We start from the raw sequence: 18974 nt of genomic DNA, 5'->3' as shown, positions 1-18974 counted from the left end.
GCAAGTTTCAATCCCTCATAGGTAGGCTCAAAACTTTGCTTGCGGCTTGCTCACCATCATCAATAATGACGGTTTCAATCCCTCATAGGTAGGCTCAAAACCCGTACAGAGCGCTTAAAATGCTATCTTTATGCTAATACGATAATGAAAATCAATCATCTCAATTATCATTTACAGTTTAATGATATTATAATCTTCGCTCTAAATCAAGGTTTTTTTATAAATAAGTATGTCGTCTAACCCCTGGTAGTTTTGCATTATCACAGGTCGACGACATTAAAGCGACATTAAAAGCTTAAATCTATATGATTATATCATCACCGCCTTTTTTTATTTCCAGCGTTTCTCTTTATGAGTACTTTGTGGTCCTAAGTATATGTAAAATATTACAGAATCTTCTTCTTTATCGATGATCTTTGACAACTCTATTTTTAGTTTTTTTATAATTGGCTTCAGAAATTTTCACCCTCCAGAACAGAATTTTGTACCCAGTTTAGATATTTGCGGCATGTTTTAAAAACTTTTGCTACCCGCTTTTCTCCTACATCATAAACAAGTATTATAAACATAGCTCATTCCTCTGTGCCTAAAAATGTAAATCATATGGCTTGTTCAAATGTACTTTGTAACTTTAATAGCTTACGACCATTTTCCCACAGTATTTTCTCTTTTTCCTCTGTGCTCAATTTTAATTTCATGAAGCGCTCTAATTCGCTTTTGTGAGAAGTAATAGGATAATCTGTGCCAAAAAGTACCTTCTCCACACCGTGTTTTTTTATGAGTGTTACAGCTTTTTTTGTATCCAATCTCCAAAGTGAACTGGATGTATCTATATAAATATTTTTGCCAATTAGATATTCCATCGCTTCATCCCATCTGGCATAGCCTCCTAGATGAGCGCCGATTATAATCATGTGAGGAAAGTTATTTATCACGCGGGCCAGGCGCCTGGGACTTGAGTAATCAAGGCGTTCATCTCCTAGATGAAACAATACAGGCATTCTGGAACCTATCATCTCGTAAATAGGCATCATTTTGGGATCGTCTATATAGAAGCCTTGAAAATCTGGATGCAATTTTAAGCCTTTAAGTCCCAATTTCAAGATGCGACAGAGTTCTTTTTCTATGAAAGGATAATCAGGGTGTATCGTGCCAAAGCCTATAATTCCGTTACCAGTAATAGAGGCAATCCAGTTGTTTACGGTCTCCACATGTTCTGGGTTGGTTGCTGTGGAGTGTACTACTATGTGGTGTATACCACCTTCTTTTGCGCTATTAATAAGGTCTTTTAATGTCCCCTTTCGCTCTATTTTCAACGAATAATGCTTGCTTAAATTCGCCACAGCTTTTGACGCCACTTTATCAGGAAAAGCGTGGGCGTGAAAGTCTATAACGTTTTTCAACCTTGCATACTTCCTCTCTAGTAGCTTTGCATAAAGTATAGCATCATTGTGAGAATAATACAATAATAAAAAGATGAGGTAAATGCTAATAATCTACCTCATCTTTTTTAATCAAGACATTAGAGTCCTGATTGGTAATCGTACACTATGCGAGAAATATCGGCAAGGGTTTGAAGCGATGCGTCTTCCCATCCGTTTTCTGTGAATATGGTTATGATGTAAGGCCGATTTCCAAATACGATGCCTACGTCGTGGAATTTGTCATCAAGGGCTCCCATCTTATGAGCTACGACTACTCCTGAAGGTAATTCCTGAGGTATCCCCTCGCTGAAGATGGAGTGTTCCATATAGTACAGCACTTCATTTCCCAGATCATAGTTTTCATCTCTAAATGTCAGCAACTCACTTAGGTATATATCCATATCTTTGGGCGTGGTTACGCTTAGGCCGTTGACAAGGCCGGTGGCCTTGGCGCCCAGTGACTTTTCAAAAGCTGTTAAGTTATCTTGGCCTGCGTAGTCCAACAACATCTGCCAGGCCACGTTGTCGCTGTACTCAATAGCCAGCCGCGAAAGCTCTCTTATAGTATACTGGCCGCCAAAGGGTTGTCCTTGGAGGATACCCGTTCCCTGCATGTAATACTGCGGTGTATAAGTGAGTTTTGTGTTGAGGTCTACTTTTCCTGCAGCGGCCTGCTCATAAAGGTATAATACCAGAGGCAGTTTTATTGTGCTGGCTGCGGCATATACCCTGTCACCGCCTATGCTTAGGGTTTGTCCTGTGGTAAGGTCGTGTACATATACGCTTATTTGTCCGGGGCGCGTATTGATATAGCGCTGCAGTTTTGCTTTTAGCGCGCTATAATCGGGATAAGATATATTGCTTATACCGGTACCCCATTCATAGTGGCTATCCGGGGTAGTGACATATGCTATATGGTTTACCTTATCCCACTGAATATTTGCGCCAAAAGCCTCTTTAAAAAGTGTTAGTGGCACATATAGCCTGTTGTTGTTCATAAATGAATAAACAGGCATTGTTATTACCTTTCCATTGACTATTGCCCATTTATGTCCACTTTGTACCGTAACATTTTGGTTTCCCTTTACTGCTGTCATAGTCTGAGTTGAAAGATCCCAGTAGACATCTGCGCCCAGTGCTTCAGAGATCCCTCTAAATGGTACAGCTATATATCCACCTATGACCACGGGTTTTGGGTTTATCTGTACCAGTATACCATTTATATATAGTGATATATCAGGGTAATTGGCCGACGCGGGCAACGTGATAGCAATGATTGCCATTATCAGAACGAAGGAAGCTATTATCCTGTAGAATCTTTTCTCCTTCATATTTCACTCTCCTCTATACTTTATGATATACAAAATTATATACTAAATTTAATCACCGTTCCATGGTGTTTTATTGGTAATTTATTTTGCTGCTTTTGCATATAATGGTCTGTAATAACGCAGAGGTAAAGGAGGATGGATATGGATAAAGGCCGGATTAAAGAGGTTTTTCCTGGTGGGAATACCGCATATGGTTTTTATTCGTTCTATAAATACATAATTGGCGACGATGCTAAGAAGATTTTTATATTTAAAGGGGGTCCGGGGACCGGAAAGTCCAGTTTTATGAAGAAAATAGCCAGCATCATGGTGGATAAAGGTTACGATGTAGAACTCCACCATTGTTCTTCTGATAATAATTCGCTGGATGCCGTTGTAATTCCCGAAAAGGGAATTGCGTTAATTGATGGTACAGCACCTCATGTGGTGGATCCTGTTTATCCAGGTGCTCTTGAGGAGATTGTAAATCTGGGCCAATTTTGGAACGAAAGTGGGATGCAAAAGGGTAAGTACGAAATTATGGCCTTGAACAATGAGATAAAAAGGCTATTTGATAGGGCGTATAAGTACCTGAGCGCGGCAAAGAGGTTGAAGGATAATATTGTGGCTACAATGGAGGGATGTGTGGATTGGGCACAGGTAAATAAGATTACGTACGATTTAGTAGATAAACTGTTTGGGGGTCAGGGGATTTTTGATAAATCAGGCAGAGAAAGACATTTATTTGGAAGCGCAATAACCCCTGAGGGCGTTAAAGATTATCTTGAAACTATTATAGGGCTTTGTGCAAGGAGATATGTGATAAAAGGAAAAGATGGTACAGGAGCTTCCAAGATATTAAAGGTCCTTTCGGAACAGGCTAGAATGAGAGGCTATGATGTGGAGGTATACCATTGTGCACTGGACCCCGATGTCATTGAGCATTTATTAATACCGAAGCTGGATGTGGCAGTTACGACCTGTGAGAGGTTTGAGGACAATGGTGAAGTAGTAGATCTAAACAAATTTGTAAATGAAAAGAGTTTATGCTATTATAGGGAGGAGATAGAACTAGATCTGGGATATGTAGGCATTATGGTGCAAGAAGCTATAAAATGTATAAATAAAGCCAAGAAAAATCACGACGAGCTGGAAAAGTATTATATACCCAACATGGATTTTCACGCAGTGGATCAACTGAGAGAAAATATTTTACAGAAGATATTGAGATATTGATAAAAAGCGCTGAAAAGCGCTTTTTATTGCTTTACTGAAAGAAAGTTGCTGTTATGGTATAATAGTTTTACAAGGATGAAAAGGGGTCAGGAGGTATGCCCATGTATCAATCCAAGATAAAGGATAAAATGATAGATGAGCTATTTGAAGCTATTTTGTGCTTAAAAGATGTAGATGAATGCTACATGTTCTTTGAAGATGTGTGTACTATAAATGAGATTAAAGAATTGGCCCAGCGTTTTAAAGTAGCTAAGATGTTAAAAGACAAAAAGACCTATAATGAGATAGCTGAAGTTACAGGTGCCAGCACTGCTACGATAAGCAGGGTAAACAGGTTTTTAAACTACGGTTCAGGCGGGTATAATCTGGTTTTAAGCCGCATCAGCTCTAAAAATGCCGATGCGAAAGATTAGTTTTTATGCCAAAATCAAATATGCTATAATTAATATAAAATATGCGCGGGAGGAATTTCGTTGGATTTAATAGATTCTTTAAACGAGGCCCAGAGGAATGCGGTACTCGCTACAGAAGGGCCTTTACTAATACTGGCAGGTGCGGGTAGTGGCAAGACCAGGGTTATAACCCATCGCATCGCGTACCTGATAAAAGAAAAAGGTGTAAGCCCATACAATATTCTCGCTATCACTTTTACTAACAAGGCAGCCCGGGAGATGCGGGAAAGGGTAGAGGCGCTTTTAGGTGGAGAGGCCAGAGACATATGGATTATGACATTTCACGCGGCCTGTGTGAGGATATTGAGAAGGGACATTGAGCACATAGGTTATTCCAGGAGTTTTGTCATATACGATGCGTCGGATCAATTGACCCTCCTAAAGAATTGCATCAAAGAACTTGATCTCAATGAAAAGCTGTACGATCCGAAGGCTATGCTGTCTGCCATTTCTAAGGCAAAGGACAAGATGATAGGACCTGATGAGTACGCGAAAGCCTATGGTGAGGATTTCAGAAATAAAAAGATAGGGGATATATATAGATTATATCAAGATAAGCTGAAGAAGAACAATGCCCTGGATTTTGATGACATCATACTTAAGACTATAGAGCTATTTAAAAGTAATCCAGAGGTACTTGACTACTACCAGAGGCGGTTTAAGTACATCATGGTAGACGAGTACCAGGATACCAATGCGGCCCAGTACCAGCTTATAAAACTATTGTCTTCATACCATCAGAACCTTTGTGTAGTGGGTGACGACGATCAGAGCATATACGGCTGGAGAGGTGCGGACATTCGAAATATATTGGACTTTGAAAAAGACTTCAAGAATACTAAAGTGATTAAATTAGAGCAGAACTATCGTTCCACAAAGCAGATATTGGAGGCGGCCAATGAGGTAGTGGCCAACAACAAAGGCCGCAAGGCGAAAAAACTCTGGACGGCCAACGACGATGGTACGCCTATCACGGTTTATACAGCTGCAGATGAACACGATGAAGCCGAGTATGCCATCATGCGCATCTTAGAAGGGGTAGCACAGGGTAAATCTTTTGGGGACTACGCTATTTTATACAGGACCAATGCTCAATCTCGCGTCTTTGAGGATGTGCTAAATAGGGAAGGCATACCTTATAAGATGGTGGGAGGGCTGAGGTTTTATGACAGAAAAGAGATAAAGGATATAATCGCGTATTTGAGAGTCTTGCAGAATCCTTTGGACGATATAAGCCTGAGAAGGATTGTAAATGTCCCTAGACGGGGTATTGGTGAAGGGACACTAAGTAAGCTGGATGAAAGTGCCGCCAAACGGGGAATTAGTCTGTATGATGCCATGATGGAATGCGATGATATCCTGCCTGGAAGAACGGCCAGGACAATTGGAAAGTTTGTGGAAATGATGAGCGAGCTCATGGCTGTAAAAGAGGTGGCCACTGTCACTCAGTTAATAAATGAAGTACTGGACAGGACGGGTTATATAAAAGAGCTGGAAAAGGATGATAGTGAAGAAAATCAGTCGAGAATACAGAACCTGCAGGAATTTTTGACGGTGGCCCAGGAATTTGAAAATAAAAGCGAGGACAAATCATTGCAGGCGTTTTTAGAAAATATATCGCTGGTCACTGATGTAGACAACCTTGATGAAAATGAAGATGCTGTGATATTAATGACCCTACATGGGGCTAAGGGACTGGAATTTGACAATGTATTTCTTGTGGGGATGGAAGAGGGAGTTTTTCCTTTATCAAGGGCTATGCTGGATGAAGCTCAGCTGGAAGAGGAACGAAGGCTGTGCTACGTAGGTATAACCCGTGCCAGAAAGAAGCTTTATATAACTCACGCCCTGCAGCGAAATATATATGGAAGTGTCAATTACAATCCTGTATCGCGGTTTGTAGAGGAAATACCTGAGCATTTAATAGAACACGAAGGTTACGAGGCAGGGGGCGTATCCCGAAGTGAGAGAAAGTATATCGCGGCCACGGCAGAACCCAGGAGAACAGGTACTCTTTTTACCCAAGATCAGGGAGATTTTGGAGTGCCGCTGACGCATAGACATAAAAGAGATAGATCTGCTGTAAAATTTACTGAGGGCCAGAAGGTGCAGCACGCTAAATGGGGTATAGGAACAGTGGTAGAGGCCAGCGACTCAGAGGTGGTGGTGGTCTTTGACAGCGTAGGCTCTAAAAGACTGGCTGTGGATTTTGCACCGTTGAAAGTCATAGAGTAGTCAGAAGCACAGGAACGTCGACAGATGTTTTTTAAAACAGATGTTCTTTAACAAAAACTTGAAAGAAGGCTCCCATCCTCTACAGGTGGGAGATGAATTTCTGATGTAGGAGAAAAGAAAAAGCATCCATAGGAGAAAAAGCAATAGGAATAGATAAGGGGATAAATTCAATAGCAGCGACATCAGATGGAGAATTGTGCTTATTTCGTTAGGGAAGGTTCCTCCCGAAGTTACGCCTATGGAGATTGTGTAAGATCTGCTGTGAATAACAGCAGGCAGCGGTCGATGAAATAGGAAGCTCCATCCTCTATGGGATGGAGAGGGTTCATAAAGGTAGAAATGGGGTGATGATGTGATACTGTTTTCCGGCGCATTGTGGTTTATAATAGGAATTATCGCACTGGCCGCTGTACTGTGGCTATTTAGCATTTCTATAAAATTCCTGTTCAGGTTTATATTGAACTCCATAGTAGGATTTATTTTTCTCCTAATATTTAACTTTTTTGGAGGTATTATTGGATTGTATCTGCCTATAAATATCGCGACAGCATTCGTTACAGGTTTTTTTGGTATACCGGGCATAATCGTGCTTTTAATACTTAAATATTTTTTCCATGTTATTTAATTGGAACATTAATTTTTTGGAGCTTGTTTGCATTTTTGTTTACAGCTCAAGCAGCTGCCGGTACACGGTGCCAAAACCACGAGGATTTTATTGCATCTAGGGCATCTCTCCGCTGTTTCTTTTACCCTGTATCCGCATTGAGGGCATGTCTTCATAAATATCACCTCACAGTATAATCTGTGCCAGGGTACCACCGATTAAAAATGCCAGAAACACCGAACCAAACCATATGATCAACGATTCTGCCTTGCTTCTCTCCTTAAATATAATCATGGTCGCGGCTATACACGGTACGAAGAGCGTTATTGTAACTAATGCCACCAGAGTTTGATTGGGGCTCAGTTTAAGCGAATAAAGTCCAGCAGCTCCGAAGTCACGCCTTACAAATCCCATTATAAAGGCATTTGCTGCTTCTTTAGGCAACTTTAGCCATCCTGTGGTCAGAGGGGCAGCTAGTTTTTGTATAATATTTAAAACACCTGTATACTGCAGTATAGATATGCCAACAGATCCCGCTGCAAACAATGGAACAGCGTCTTCAAGAAACATTTTTGTCTTTGTGATGGTTTTCTTTACGACATTGTCGATGCGGGGTACTTTTAATGTTGGCAGGTCTATTAAAAGGTCTGTGGATTCTCCGGGCAGCACTTTATTGAGGATAGTACCTATAGCAACAAATATGGCTATTAGTATTATGACATAGGATATTATATAGAGAGGACCAAGGGGTGCTATCATGGTGGTGATGACAGCCAGCTGTGCCGAACAGGGTATTGCCAGTCCCAGGAGCATAGTCGCTATAAATCGCTCTCGTCTGGAGTTCAATATCCTGGTGGTAATCGTGGCCATGGTAATACAGCCTAGACCCAGGATGATGGGTATTATGGCTTTGCCGTTTAAACCCAGCTTTGTCAACACTCTGTCGACCAACACGGCTATTCTGGGGAGGTACCCCGAGTCTTCCAGTAGCGACAGAAAGAGGTAGAAGCCTATGACCAGGGGTAGAAGCAGGCCAATTACATAAACGACGGTCATGGTCAAAAGCCCGAATTCGCCGATGAGGATGCTGCCTAAAAATGACTTCTGAGGTATGATGCTTCCGATTACTTTTGTTATAAATGGCCTGTAGAGGCCGTCCATCACGGTGCCTTCAGTGAAACCCACAACGGTCTGGGCGACGAATACCCCGATGACCTCATACATGATAACGAGAGTTATTATCAATAAAGGGACGCCTGTAACAGGTTTGAGCATGAGCTTTCCAAGTTTTGCAGAAAAAGAGGCCTGAGCGTATTGCTCGCTTACAACGGCATTTACGATCTGATCTACCCTTTTGCGCCTCTCGCTATAGATCTTTTCCCTGAGCCCCGGGGGATTTGTTATACCATTTCTGGCACACACGTTTTCGTCATCTTCCAGTATCAGCAGGATTTCACTGGGGTCAATGCCGCTGTTTTCATAGGTCCTGTAATTTTCCCTTACAATTTCAATGGGGTTTCCCTTCCTGGCATTGTACAAATTTTTTTTGACTTCACTTATACCTATGTTTTTTATAGCGATGCAGGGTATTATAGGGACGTTAAGTTCTTGGGATAATTTTTGAACGTCTACAGATATTCCATTTTTTTTAGCTTCGTCCATCTGGTTTAAAGCGACGATAATGGGTTTGCCCATATCGATCAATTGCTGGGTCAAAAAAAGGTCTCTCTCCAGATGCAGAGCATCTACCACATTCAGGATTATGTCAGCACTTAAAATTACATCCCGAGCTACCTTTTCTTCATCGTTAAAAGAGGAGACGCCGTAGACACCTGGTGTGTCTATTATTACATCATTACCGTACATCCCATAACTTATATCAACTGTGGTTCCGGGAAAATTAGAGACATCTACGTACATCCCGGTGAGAGCGTTGAAAAACACTGATTTGCCTACATTGGGGTTTCCTACCAGGACAATTTTTTTGGCGTTTTCAGGTATATTGATTTTAATGGGCGTGCAACAACTGCTCATCTTAACCCTCCTTTACTTCTCTGATCTTGATTTTTTCAGCCAGTTTTCTACCTATGGCGATTTCCTGCATACGGTTTTGAATGATTACGGGTCCTTTTGGTAGCTTATCTACGCATTTTACCAGAGAACCTTCTGATATACCAAAGCGCAGTATCTGAATTTTTACCTTCTCGTCGTCAATTTTATCTATGATCAGTTTATTACCTATACTAGCCAGGTCAAGAGTCATAGGTCCACCTCCCTGTTACATGTTATTTAGAGAACAGTTTATGTATTCCAAATAAGCAGATGAATCTGAGATTCATTATCAATACTGTCATATATATTGTAATTCAATCTACATGATTTGTCAATGAGAGGTTTTACATAACAATATGGTTTTATGCTATAATAGAATTGTCTGAAGGTTTCTGGAAATGTAGAAGAATCGTATAAATTGAGAGGGAGTAACATGAGCGATAGTGTAGTAAAGAGGATAGAAGAGCTGAGAAAGATGATATCCCATCACGATTATATGTATTACGTGCTGGATTCTCCTGAGATTTCCGATGATGAATACGACAGGCTTATGAATGAGTTAAAGATGCTGGAGAGCCAGCACCCTGAGCTTATCACGCCGGACTCTCCGACCCAGAGGGTAGGTGGGCAACCGCTAAAGGAGTTTGCCCAGCATCAACACAGTATTCCACTTCTGAGCCTTGACGACGTGTTTAACGGTGGTGAGCTCAGAGATTTTGACAGAAGGGTAAAAGAGGCGGTGGGAGATACCGATTACGTGCTGGAGCTTAAAATCGACGGTCTTTCTGTGGCATTGCAATACGAAAGAGGAACTTTTGTGAGGGGAGCCACCAGAGGCGATGGCTATGTGGGTGAGGATGTCACCCAGAATCTCAAGACGATAAGGTCTATTCCCCTTAGACTGAAAGAAGACGTAACCCTGGAGGTTCGCGGTGAAGTGTACATGCCCAAAAAGTACTTTGCCGAGCTGAATCAGGCGAGGGAAGAGGAGGGGCAGCCACTTTTTGCCAATCCCAGGAATGCAGCAGCTGGTTCACTGAGGCAGCTGGACCCAGCTATAACGGCTAAAAGGCAGCTGGATATATTTGTATTCAACCTCCAGAGAATTGAAGGAAGAGAGTTCAAAACCCATATAGAGGCATTAGAATACCTCAAGGATATAGGCTTTAAGATCAGCCCTTATTTGATACATGTAAACAGCATCGATGAAGCTTTGAGCTATATTGAGGAGTGGAGAGAGAAGCGCCATCAGTTGCCCTTTGAGATCGACGGCATGGTCTTGAAGGTAAACGACCTGGCTAAACGGGATGTGCTGGGGGCAACAGCCAGACATTACAGATGGGCGGTGGCCTATAAATTCCCGGCTGAGAGGCAGAAAGCAAAAGTGGAGGATATCATTGTCCAGGTAGGTAGAACTGGGGTTATAACGCCTACGGCAGTACTGACGCCCGTCAGGCTGGCGGGGACTACAGTAAGCAGGGCTACATTGCATAACGAAGACTACATAAAGGAAAAGGATATACGGATAGGGGATACGGTGCTGGTTCAAAAGGCTGGCGATATCATACCTGAGGTGGTGGAGGTAGTAAAAGAAGAGCGCACAGGGCACGAGATACCATTTGCTATGCCCGATAGGTGCCCTGAGTGTGGCGCAAAAACTGTCAGGATAGAAGGAGAAGCGGCTGTCCGATGTCCCAACCTGAATTGCCCTGCTCAGATAAAGAGGGGCATAATCCATTTTGCCTCACGGGATGCGATGGACATAGAGGGATTGGGGCCTGCTATCATATCCCAGCTCATTGATAACGGCCTTGTCAAGAATGTCGCTGATATTTATTATCTTAAATACGACGACTTGATAAAGTTAGAGCGCATGGGGGATAAATCGGCAAATAATCTCTTGACGGCCATTGAAAACAGCAAGAAAAATGACCTAGGAAGGTTACTGTTTGGCCTTGGCATAAGGTATATAGGCTCAAAAGCCGCTGATACTCTGGCTGATTGGTTTAAGGACATCGATGAGATCATGAAGGCAAAGGAGGAAGACCTCCTTCAGGTGCCTGAGGTTGGAGAAAAAATGGCCGAGAGCGTAGTGGCCTTTTTTGCCGATGATCACAACAGGGAAATGATTGAGCGCCTCAAAGCAGCCGGAGTCAATATGCGCCGGGTAGGTAGATCCATTTCAAGCAATAAGTTCCAGGGCATGACCTTTGTCCTTACTGGTACCCTGGAGAGGTATACAAGAGCTGAAGCCACTGAAATCATAGAAAAGAATGGAGGAAAGGTATCATCCAGCGTCAGCAAAAAGACAACCTATGTGCTGGCAGGAAAAGACCCCGGATCCAAACTGGAAAAAGCCCAAAAGCTTGGGGTGCCTATTATAAGTGAAGAAGAATTTGAAAAAATGTTATCTATCTGATAAAATATGAACATAATTGAGCTTTATGTAAGCATGAAGTAAAAACATGAATATAAAAGAGGTGAGAGGTGTGATCGATAGGGATACGGTATTGCACGTTGCCAGATTGGCAAGGCTCAAGCTAACCGATGAGGAAATAGAGAGGATGTCTGTAGAACTGGGGCACATTCTCGACTACATAAATAAGTTAAGCGAGTTAGATATAGAAGATGTGGAGCCTACAGCCCACATCCTGCCTGTTAAAAATGTGTTCAGGGATGATGTGGTTCACCAGTCTCTTGACAGAGAGAAGGTCTTGATGAATACCGATGACAAAGAAGATGGCTGTTTTAAAGTGCCCAGCATAATAGAGTGAAAGGATGTGAGAGCATGGAACTATATGAATTGACTGCCCATGAGATACGGGATATGATCCTGAACAAAAAAGTTACTTCACAGGAGATCACCGCTCTCATGCTTGAGAGGATAAAAGCGGTTGATGAAAAGGTCCAGGCTTTTATCACCGTATGTGGTGAAAAGGCCATGGAACAGGCTAAGAAGGTGGATGAGAAGATAAAAAACGGTGAGCCTGTGGGGAAATTGGCGGGCATCCCCATCGGTATAAAGGATAATATTTGTACAGAAGGCATATACACCACCTGTGGGTCTAAAATGCTGGAAAATTTTAATCCGCCGTACAATGCCACAGTAGTGGACAGGCTTCTGGCGGAGGATGCCGTGATCTTGGGCAAGTTAAATATGGATGAGTTTGCTATGGGTTCATCTACGGAGACATCTTATTTCAAGAAGACCAGAAACCCATGGGATTTAGAGAGGGTTCCAGGGGGTTCTAGCGGCGGCTCAGCTGCAGCGGTGGCGGCAGATGAGGTTTATTTTGCACTGGGGTCTGATACAGGTGGGTCTATACGTCAGCCGGCATCCCTTTGTGGCGTGGTAGGCATGAAGCCCACTTATGGCCTGGTGTCAAGATATGGCCTTGTTGCCTTTGCGTCTTCTCTTGACCAGATAGGTCCTTTGACCAAGGATGTAGAGGACTGCGCCATGGTACTTGACATTATAGCAGGTTATGATAAAGCTGATTCTACGTCAATTGATGGCAAAAAGCAGGATTTCCTTTCAGCGTTAAGCGAGGATATAAAGGGTATGAAAGTTGGCATACCCAAAGAACTTTTTGCTGAAGGCGTAAGCGAGGGTGTAAAAGAGAGGATATATGAAGCGGCAAAGGTGTTTGAAAATATGGGCGCCATTGTAGAGGAGACGTCACTACCTTATTCGGGGTACGCTCTGGCGGTTTACTATATAATCGCGTCAGCAGAGGCCAGCTCCAATCTAGCGCGGTACGATGGCATAAGGTATGGCTATAGGGCTGATAACTATGAGGATATGATAGACCTTTTTATGAAGACCAGGAGCGAGGGCTTTGGCAAAGAGGTAAAAAGGAGGATAATGTTGGGTACATATGCCCTGAGCTCGGGGTATTATGATGCTTACTACAAAAGAGCGCAAAAGGTCAGGACACTTATAAAGCGTGACTTTGACAGGGCATTTGAGACCTATGATATCCTTATATCGCCGACATCACCGGTACCGGCTTTCAAAATTGGGGAAAAGATGAATGATCCCCTTCAGATGTATATGTCTGACATATGTACGGTTCCAATAAATATAGCAGGGATTCCGGCTATTTCTGTTCCTGCTGGATTTGAAAATGGCCTTCCTGTGGGGCTCCAGATTATAGGCAAGCCCTTTGACGAGGCAACCATATTGAAGGCGGCTTATGCTTATGAAAAGAATTCGGGCATTGAGAAAAAGAAACCGGCTCTGGAGGTGAGATAAATGGAGTATAAAGCCGTTATAGGATTGGAGGTTCACGCAGAACTCCTTACAAAGACAAAGATCTTTTGCGGTTGTACCACTGAATTTGGTGGAGAGCCCAATACCCATACATGTCCTGTATGCTTGGGGCTCCCTGGTACGTTGCCTGTCCTAAATAAAAAAGTGGTGGAGTACGCCATAAAAGCAGGTCTAGCAACCAACTGCCAGATATCGGAGTTCAGCAAAATGGACAGGAAAAACTATTTTTATCCGGACCTTCCCAAGGCATATCAGATATCCCAGTATGACCTTCCACTGTGCCATAGTGGGTATATAGAGATAGAAGTGGGCGGCAAAACCAAAAAGATCGGCATAAGGAGAATACATATAGAGGAAGATGCCGGTAAGCTTATGCATACCCATGACGGTTCTTTAGTAGACTACAACCGCGCAGGTGTTCCGCTGATAGAGATCGTGTCAGAACCTGATATAAACTCTCCCGAGGAAGCCTATGCTTACCTTACCAAACTAAAGAGCATACTTCAGTACATCGAAGTATCTGACTGTAAGATGGAAGAAGGCTCTTTAAGATGCGATACCAATGTTTCGCTAATGCCTGTAGATGCTAAAGAGTTTGGGACAAAGATAGAGCTTAAAAATTTGAATTCTTTCAAGGCAGTTCAGAGAGCATTGGAGTATGAGATAAAGAGGCAGAGGGATGTGCTGGAATCAGGGGATAAAGTTGTTCAGGAAACCCGCCGTTGGGATGAATCAAGGGGTATTACTCTGTCCATGAGAACCAAAGAGGAAGCTCATGACTACAGGTATTTCCCTGAACCGGATCTGGTTCCTATTGTCGTCGACAGAGAGTGGGTCGAGAGGATAAGAGCTGAATTGCCAGAACTGCCGGATCAGAAGAGGGAGCGGTTTATCAGGGATTATGGGATACCTGAGTATGATGCAGGGGTTCTTACAGCTACCAGGGCTCTTGCCGATTTCTTTGAGAACACCGTGAAGTTGCATAATAATCCTAAGGCTGTAAGTAATTGGATTATGAGCGAGGTCCTGAGAATATTAAACGATAAGGCTATAGAGATACAGGAACTAAATTTAAGACCTGAGCAGCTGGCTCAACTTCTCACCCTTATCGAAAAAGGCACAATCAGTGGCAGCATAGCTAAGAAGGTCTTTGAGGATGTGATCGAAACAGGGAAGGACCCTGAAACCATCGTCAAAGAAAAAGGCCTTGTTCAGTTGAGCGATGAGGGACAGATCAGGGAGATAGTGAGACAGGTGTTAGAGCAAAATCCAAAATCAGTCAACGATTATAAGAGCGGGAAAGAAAAAGCTTTTGGGTTCCTGGTAGGCCAGATAATGAGGGCGACAAAAGGTAAAGCCAATCCGCAGATCGCCAATAAGATATTAAAAGAAGAACTAGATAATATCGGCTGATGGATTGAGCTGTAGAATAATTATGCACTTATTGGAGGTCTGACAAATGGTATGCAAAGCGTCAGACCTTTAAATTTTATAAATCAAGTTGCATATTTATAAAATAATTTTAACAATTATAAAAAAATAAGAGATAAAAATTTTATTGAAATTTAGTCTGGGTAAGTATATAATAGTGGATGAATTTATAGTTGTAACATAATGCACATACCTCTAACATATAGGCCGCGGTTTCTATATTTTATTGAACTATTGTATAAAATTTTGAAACACAGCTGGGTTGTATTTCAAAATCAAAAATATTAAAAAAATAAGGAGGCTATGTTTATGAAGACAAGGAAGTATTTAGCGCTATTTATCGCTGCAGTTCTGGTGGTTGGAGTGCTTTTGACGGGTTGTTCCTCATCTAAACAAAAAAACAATGCAGCAAACAATGGTTCCAACACTGGTAATAAATCCTATGATGAACTGGTTAAAAAGTTACCGACTCTCAAGTATCTGACAGATGATACGACACAGGCTAAAATTGACGCTCAGGTTTTCCAGCAGATGTGGAAGAAGAACCTGGGTATCAATGTGGAGATTGAAACCGTGCCATTTAAGACCAGGCTTGAAAGGATGAATAAATATGATTACCAGATCGTCATGGCTGGATGGGGTCCTGATTATAACGATCCTATGACATTTATGGACCTCTGGACGAGCTGGTCTGCCAACAACAACTCAGGTTGGACCAATTCCGAGTACGATAAACTTATAAAAGATGCTCAGAACACCAATGACAATGCCAGACGTATGGATGACTTTAAAAAGGCCGAAAAGTTGCTTTTAGATCAGATGCCCATAGGTCCTGTTTACTACAGGTATATATCCTATGCAGTAAAACCTGACGTTCAGGGCCTTGTGAGGAGGTTTGTGGGCGGAGACGTGGACTTCTACTGGACCAGTACCAAGAGCGGCACTTTAAGGTATAACCTGGTTCAAGAGCCGCCTCAGATGGATCCGCAGCAGACCAGTGATGCCGTTTCCATGAACGTCATAAACGCTGTTATGGAAGGCCTTATGAGGTATGACAAGAGCGGCAAGGTCATGCCGGGTATTGCCGAGAGCTATACGGTGTCAAAGGACGGCCTTACTTACACCTTTAAGCTCAGGGACGCCAAATGGAGCAATGGCGATCCGGTGACGGCCCAGGACTTTGAGTATGCTTGGAAGAGGGCTCTGGATCCTAAATTAGGTGCTCTCTACGCTTACATTTTGTATCCTATAAAAAATGCTGAGGCGTATAACACCAAAAAGATAACGGATCCTAATCAGGTAGGTGTTAAGGCGCTGGATGCTAAGACATTACAGGTTACTCTTGAAAGACCTACGCCGTACTTCCCTGATCTGACAGCATTTGCAACATATATGCCCTTAAATCAGAAGTTCTATGAAACCGTCAAGGACAAATACGGCTCAGAGCCTGATAAGATGTTGTATAACGGGCCATGGGTTATTAAATCCTGGACTCACCAGCAAAAAATGGTCCTGGAGAAAAATCCTAATTATTGGAACAAGGATGCTATAAAATTGAATAGGATCGAATTCTCAATGATAACTGATCGAAATACAGAGCTTAACATGTTTTTAACAGGGCAACTGGACGTGGATCAGCGCGTAGCTGGAGATCAGTTTGACCAGGTCAAAAAAGCCGGATACGATATAAAGAGCTTTTCTGACGGTTCTTCCTGGTACTTCCAGTTTAATACAAAAGATCCTATTTTGAAAAATGCCAATATAAGAAAGGCATTGACGCTGGCTATCGACAGGAATACCTACGTCAAAAATATACTCAAGGATGCTTCCAAGCCAGCTACAGGGTATGTGCCTGATATAATGTGGGGCAACAAAGACACGTTTAGGAAAGAAGCCGGAGATATGCTGCCCAGCAGTGATGTAAAACAGGCCAGGGATCTATTGATCAAAGGCATAAAAGAATTGGGGCTTGACAAGTAAATTGATGTAAGTAAATTGGTGCAAATAAATTGATGCAAATAAATTAATGATTTTTGCTCGTGTAGGTTTTGCAGGGTATATGCTTTAAGCATATACCCTTTGAAATGTAAAGGGGTGATGGGTATTTTTGGTTATATTTTGAGGCGGATAGGTTATGCGCTTTTGACACTGTGGGTAATTCTTACATTTACTTTTATACTCATGCATATGTTGCCTGGAAAACCGTATACAGGTATGAAGCAGGTTCCCGTTGAGATACAGAAAAATCTGGATGCCAAATATGGTCTGGATAAGCCGTTGGTAGTACAATACTACAAATATCTTGCAAATATCCTCCGCGGAGATTTTGGTATGTCTATGCTGTTCCAGAATCAGAGCGTAGAGGAGATTATAGCCCAGGGTTTCCCTGTTTCAGCAGCACTGGGACTGGAAGCCATGGCATTTGCAGCTGTATTAGGTATGCTACTTGGAATTATATCGGCCGTAAGGCATAACACCGGATGGGATTATTTTGCCACAGTTGTAGCCGTTATAGGCGTATCTGTGCCCAGCTTTATAATTGGCGCATTGTTGCAGTATTTTTTGGGCGTTAAAATAAGGCTATTCCCCGTGGCTGGATGGGGAAGCTTTAAATTTACGATATTGCCATCTATTTCATTAGGTCTCGGCATGCTGGCTACCATATCCAGGATGATGAGGGCGAGCATGCTGGATGTGTTAAATCAGGACTATATAAAGACGGCCAAATCAAAGGGTCTGTCAAACGCCGCAGTTATATGGAAACACGCTGTCAGAAATGCCATACTTCCTGTGGTGACAACTTTTGGTCCGATTTTTGCTATAGTAGTTACGGGAACTTTTGTAGTAGAGAATATCTTTGGTGTTCCCGGTTTGGGTAAGCATTATGTAACCAGTATCAACAGCAATGACTATACCCTTATAATGGGTCTCACCATATTTTTTGCCGTGATATTGATAGGTGTCAATTTACTTGTTGACATACTGTACGGTGTAATAGATCCCAGGATCAGGATTACAAAGGAAAAGGGGTGATGGTATGGATATAGAACAGAGCAAATTTGAGCATATAGGCTATGATTTAAAGTCCAGCGAGAGGATCGTAAGGCCAAGTGTATCCTTCTGGCAGGATGCCTTTAGAAGGTTGCGCCAGAATAAAATGGCGACGATAAGCTTGTTTATATTGGCAATCATCATAATGATGGCTATTATAGGGCCATATCTGAGGCCTTTTAGCTACGATGAACAGGACTACACCGCCATCTTTCAGCCTCCCAATGCCGTTCACTGGTTTGGTACTGACAATTTAGGGCGTGACCTGTTTGTAAGGTCATGGATGGGTGCGAGGGTATCATTGAGAATAGGTTTTATAGCTGCTGTATTGAATATGATCGTGGGTGTCATATACGGGGGTATATCCGGCTACTTCGGGGGTCTTACTGATGAAATTATGATGAGAATAGTAGATGTGCTTTATTCCATACCCACCCTTATCATAGTGATCCTTCTCATGATCATAATGCAGCCCGGTGAGTTTACGATCATCCTGGCGATGGCTCTTACGGGTTGGGTAGATATGGCAAGGCTTGTAAGGGGACAGGTGTTACAGTTAAAGGAACAGGAATACGTACTGGCTGCCAGAACTCTGGGAGCGGGTCCCTGGAGGATTATAACAAAGCATCTCATCCCAAATGCGCTGGGACCTATTATTGTGAGGTTAACACTTAACATCCCATCGGCCATATTTACAGAGGCGTTTTTGAGTTATATAGGCTTGGGAATCAGGCTTCCTAAAGCCAGCTGGGGTTCTCTTGCCACAGATGGCACCACCTATTTGCAAAACGCTCCATGGCTTTTGATATTTCCTGCAGTATTGATCAGCTTGACAATGCTGACATTTAATATACTGGGTGATGGCATAAGAGATGCCCTTGATCCCCGCATGAGGAAGTAGGTGAT

15 protein-coding genes and 1 pseudogene are annotated in these 18974 nt (G+C 42.5%); 11 read left to right on the top strand and 5 right to left on the bottom strand.

Features of this window, described 5'->3' with window-relative positions:
- Positions 1-349 precede the first annotated feature (349 nt).
- The 3 genes and pseudogenes from cas2 to BUB87_RS10535 form a co-directional block, all read right to left on the bottom strand.
- A pseudogene (gene cas2 / locus BUB87_RS14995) lies at positions 350-569 on the bottom strand (CRISPR-associated endonuclease Cas2).
- A 30-nt stretch (positions 570-599) separates the two neighbouring features.
- Positions 600-1403 (bottom strand): amidohydrolase family protein, encoded by an 804-nt coding sequence (locus BUB87_RS10540; RefSeq protein ID WP_073345114.1) that lies wholly within the window; start codon positions 1401-1403, stop codon positions 600-602.
- Positions 1404-1522: 119 nt separating this feature from the next.
- A complete protein-coding gene (locus tag BUB87_RS10535) occupies positions 1523-2755 on the bottom strand; it encodes a serine hydrolase (RefSeq protein WP_073345111.1) in 1233 nt (410 codons plus the stop codon).
- Between the two features lie 141 nt (positions 2756-2896).
- On the opposite strand from BUB87_RS10535, the gene BUB87_RS10530 reads away from it, so the two are divergent.
- The 4 genes from BUB87_RS10530 (at position 2897) to BUB87_RS10515 (ending at position 7282) form a co-directional block, all read left to right on the top strand.
- Positions 2897-3970 carry a PRK06851 family protein gene (locus BUB87_RS10530; protein ID WP_073345109.1) on the top strand — a complete coding sequence of 358 codons (1074 nt, stop codon included), beginning with the start codon at positions 2897-2899 and terminating at the stop codon, positions 3968-3970.
- A 101-nt stretch (positions 3971-4071) separates the two neighbouring features.
- Positions 4072-4383, top strand: coding sequence for a YerC/YecD family TrpR-related protein (locus BUB87_RS10525; protein WP_073345106.1), 312 nt, complete (start codon positions 4072-4074; stop codon positions 4381-4383).
- Between the two features lie 60 nt (positions 4384-4443).
- Positions 4444-6657, top strand: a complete 2214-nt coding sequence (gene pcrA / locus BUB87_RS10520) for a DNA helicase PcrA (protein ID WP_073345104.1) — start codon at positions 4444-4446, stop codon at positions 6655-6657.
- 355 nt (positions 6658-7012) lie between these two features.
- On the top strand, positions 7013-7282 hold the full coding sequence (locus BUB87_RS10515) for a pro-sigmaK processing inhibitor BofA family protein (protein ID WP_073345121.1): 270 nt from the start codon (positions 7013-7015) through the stop codon (positions 7280-7282).
- A 165-nt stretch (positions 7283-7447) separates the two neighbouring features.
- On the opposite strand, the gene feoB is transcribed toward BUB87_RS10515, so the two are convergent.
- Positions 7448-9295, bottom strand: a complete 1848-nt coding sequence (feoB, locus tag BUB87_RS10510) for a ferrous iron transport protein B (protein ID WP_073345102.1) — start codon at positions 9293-9295, stop codon at positions 7448-7450.
- Position 9296: 1 nt separating this feature from the next.
- Complete coding sequence (locus BUB87_RS10505; RefSeq protein ID WP_073345100.1) at positions 9297-9524, bottom strand: FeoA family protein; 228 nt, start codon at positions 9522-9524, stop codon at positions 9297-9299.
- Between the two features lie 222 nt (positions 9525-9746).
- Here BUB87_RS10505 and ligA point away from each other — a divergent pair, with 222 nt between their 5' ends.
- The 7 genes from ligA to BUB87_RS10470 all read left to right on the top strand — a co-directional run bounded on the left by ligA (position 9747) and on the right by BUB87_RS10470 (position 18969).
- The gene (gene ligA / locus BUB87_RS10500) at positions 9747-11732 is read left to right on the top strand and encodes an NAD-dependent DNA ligase LigA (protein ID WP_073345097.1); all 1986 of its coding nucleotides are present in this window, start codon (positions 9747-9749) and stop codon (positions 11730-11732) included.
- A 46-nt stretch (positions 11733-11778) separates the two neighbouring features.
- Positions 11779-12087: an Asp-tRNA(Asn)/Glu-tRNA(Gln) amidotransferase subunit GatC gene (gene gatC / locus BUB87_RS10495; protein ID WP_073345094.1), complete on the top strand. Its 309-nt coding sequence runs from the start codon at positions 11779-11781 to the stop codon at positions 12085-12087.
- A gap of 14 nt (positions 12088-12101) precedes the next feature.
- The gene (gene gatA / locus BUB87_RS10490; RefSeq protein ID WP_073345092.1) at positions 12102-13568 is read left to right on the top strand and encodes an Asp-tRNA(Asn)/Glu-tRNA(Gln) amidotransferase subunit GatA; all 1467 of its coding nucleotides are present in this window, start codon (positions 12102-12104) and stop codon (positions 13566-13568) included.
- On the top strand, positions 13569-14999 hold the full coding sequence (gene gatB / locus BUB87_RS10485; protein ID WP_073345089.1) for an Asp-tRNA(Asn)/Glu-tRNA(Gln) amidotransferase subunit GatB: 1431 nt from the start codon (positions 13569-13571) through the stop codon (positions 14997-14999).
- A gap of 327 nt (positions 15000-15326) precedes the next feature.
- The gene (locus BUB87_RS10480; protein WP_073345087.1) at positions 15327-16997 is read left to right on the top strand and encodes an ABC transporter substrate-binding protein; all 1671 of its coding nucleotides are present in this window, start codon (positions 15327-15329) and stop codon (positions 16995-16997) included.
- A 117-nt stretch (positions 16998-17114) separates the two neighbouring features.
- Entirely contained in the window at positions 17115-18050 is a 936-nt protein-coding gene (locus BUB87_RS10475; protein WP_073345084.1) for an ABC transporter permease, read from the top strand.
- 4 nt (positions 18051-18054) lie between these two features.
- Positions 18055-18969 carry an ABC transporter permease gene (locus BUB87_RS10470; RefSeq protein WP_073345081.1) on the top strand — a complete coding sequence of 305 codons (915 nt, stop codon included), beginning with the start codon at positions 18055-18057 and terminating at the stop codon, positions 18967-18969.
- Positions 18970-18974 lie beyond the last annotated feature (5 nt).

It is taken from the genome of Caldanaerobius fijiensis DSM 17918, from assembly GCF_900129075.1.
Lineage (GTDB): Bacteria > Bacillota > Thermoanaerobacteria > Thermoanaerobacterales > Caldanaerobiaceae > Caldanaerobius > Caldanaerobius fijiensis.
The sequence above is the reverse complement of the archived record's forward strand: the minus strand, read 5'-3'. Positions and strand labels throughout refer to the sequence as shown.

Excerpts from the sequence above, each read along its gene's own strand:
- BUB87_RS10535 (WP_073345111.1), bottom strand. The coding sequence starts at position 2,755 with ATGAAGGAGAAAAGATTCTACAGGATAATAGCTTCCTTCGTTCTGATA.
- BUB87_RS10530 (WP_073345109.1), top strand. The coding sequence starts at position 2,897 with ATGGATAAAGGCCGGATTAAAGAGGTTTTTCCTGGTGGGAATACCGCA.
- BUB87_RS10525 (WP_073345106.1), top strand. The coding sequence starts at position 4,072 with ATGTATCAATCCAAGATAAAGGATAAAATGATAGATGAGCTATTTGAA.
- feoB (WP_073345102.1), bottom strand. The coding sequence starts at position 9,295 with ATGAGCAGTTGTTGCACGCCCATTAAAATCAATATACCTGAAAACGCC.
- BUB87_RS10505 (WP_073345100.1), bottom strand. The coding sequence starts at position 9,524 with ATGACTCTTGACCTGGCTAGTATAGGTAATAAACTGATCATAGATAAA.
- ligA (WP_073345097.1), top strand. The coding sequence starts at position 9,747 with ATGAGCGATAGTGTAGTAAAGAGGATAGAAGAGCTGAGAAAGATGATA.
- gatC (WP_073345094.1), top strand. The coding sequence starts at position 11,779 with ATGAATATAAAAGAGGTGAGAGGTGTGATCGATAGGGATACGGTATTG.
- gatA (WP_073345092.1), top strand. The coding sequence starts at position 12,102 with ATGGAACTATATGAATTGACTGCCCATGAGATACGGGATATGATCCTG.
- gatB (WP_073345089.1), top strand. The coding sequence starts at position 13,569 with ATGGAGTATAAAGCCGTTATAGGATTGGAGGTTCACGCAGAACTCCTT.
- BUB87_RS10480 (WP_073345087.1), top strand. The coding sequence starts at position 15,327 with ATGAAGACAAGGAAGTATTTAGCGCTATTTATCGCTGCAGTTCTGGTG.
- BUB87_RS10475 (WP_073345084.1), top strand. The coding sequence starts at position 17,115 with ATGGGTATTTTTGGTTATATTTTGAGGCGGATAGGTTATGCGCTTTTG.
- BUB87_RS10470 (WP_073345081.1), top strand. The coding sequence starts at position 18,055 with ATGGATATAGAACAGAGCAAATTTGAGCATATAGGCTATGATTTAAAG.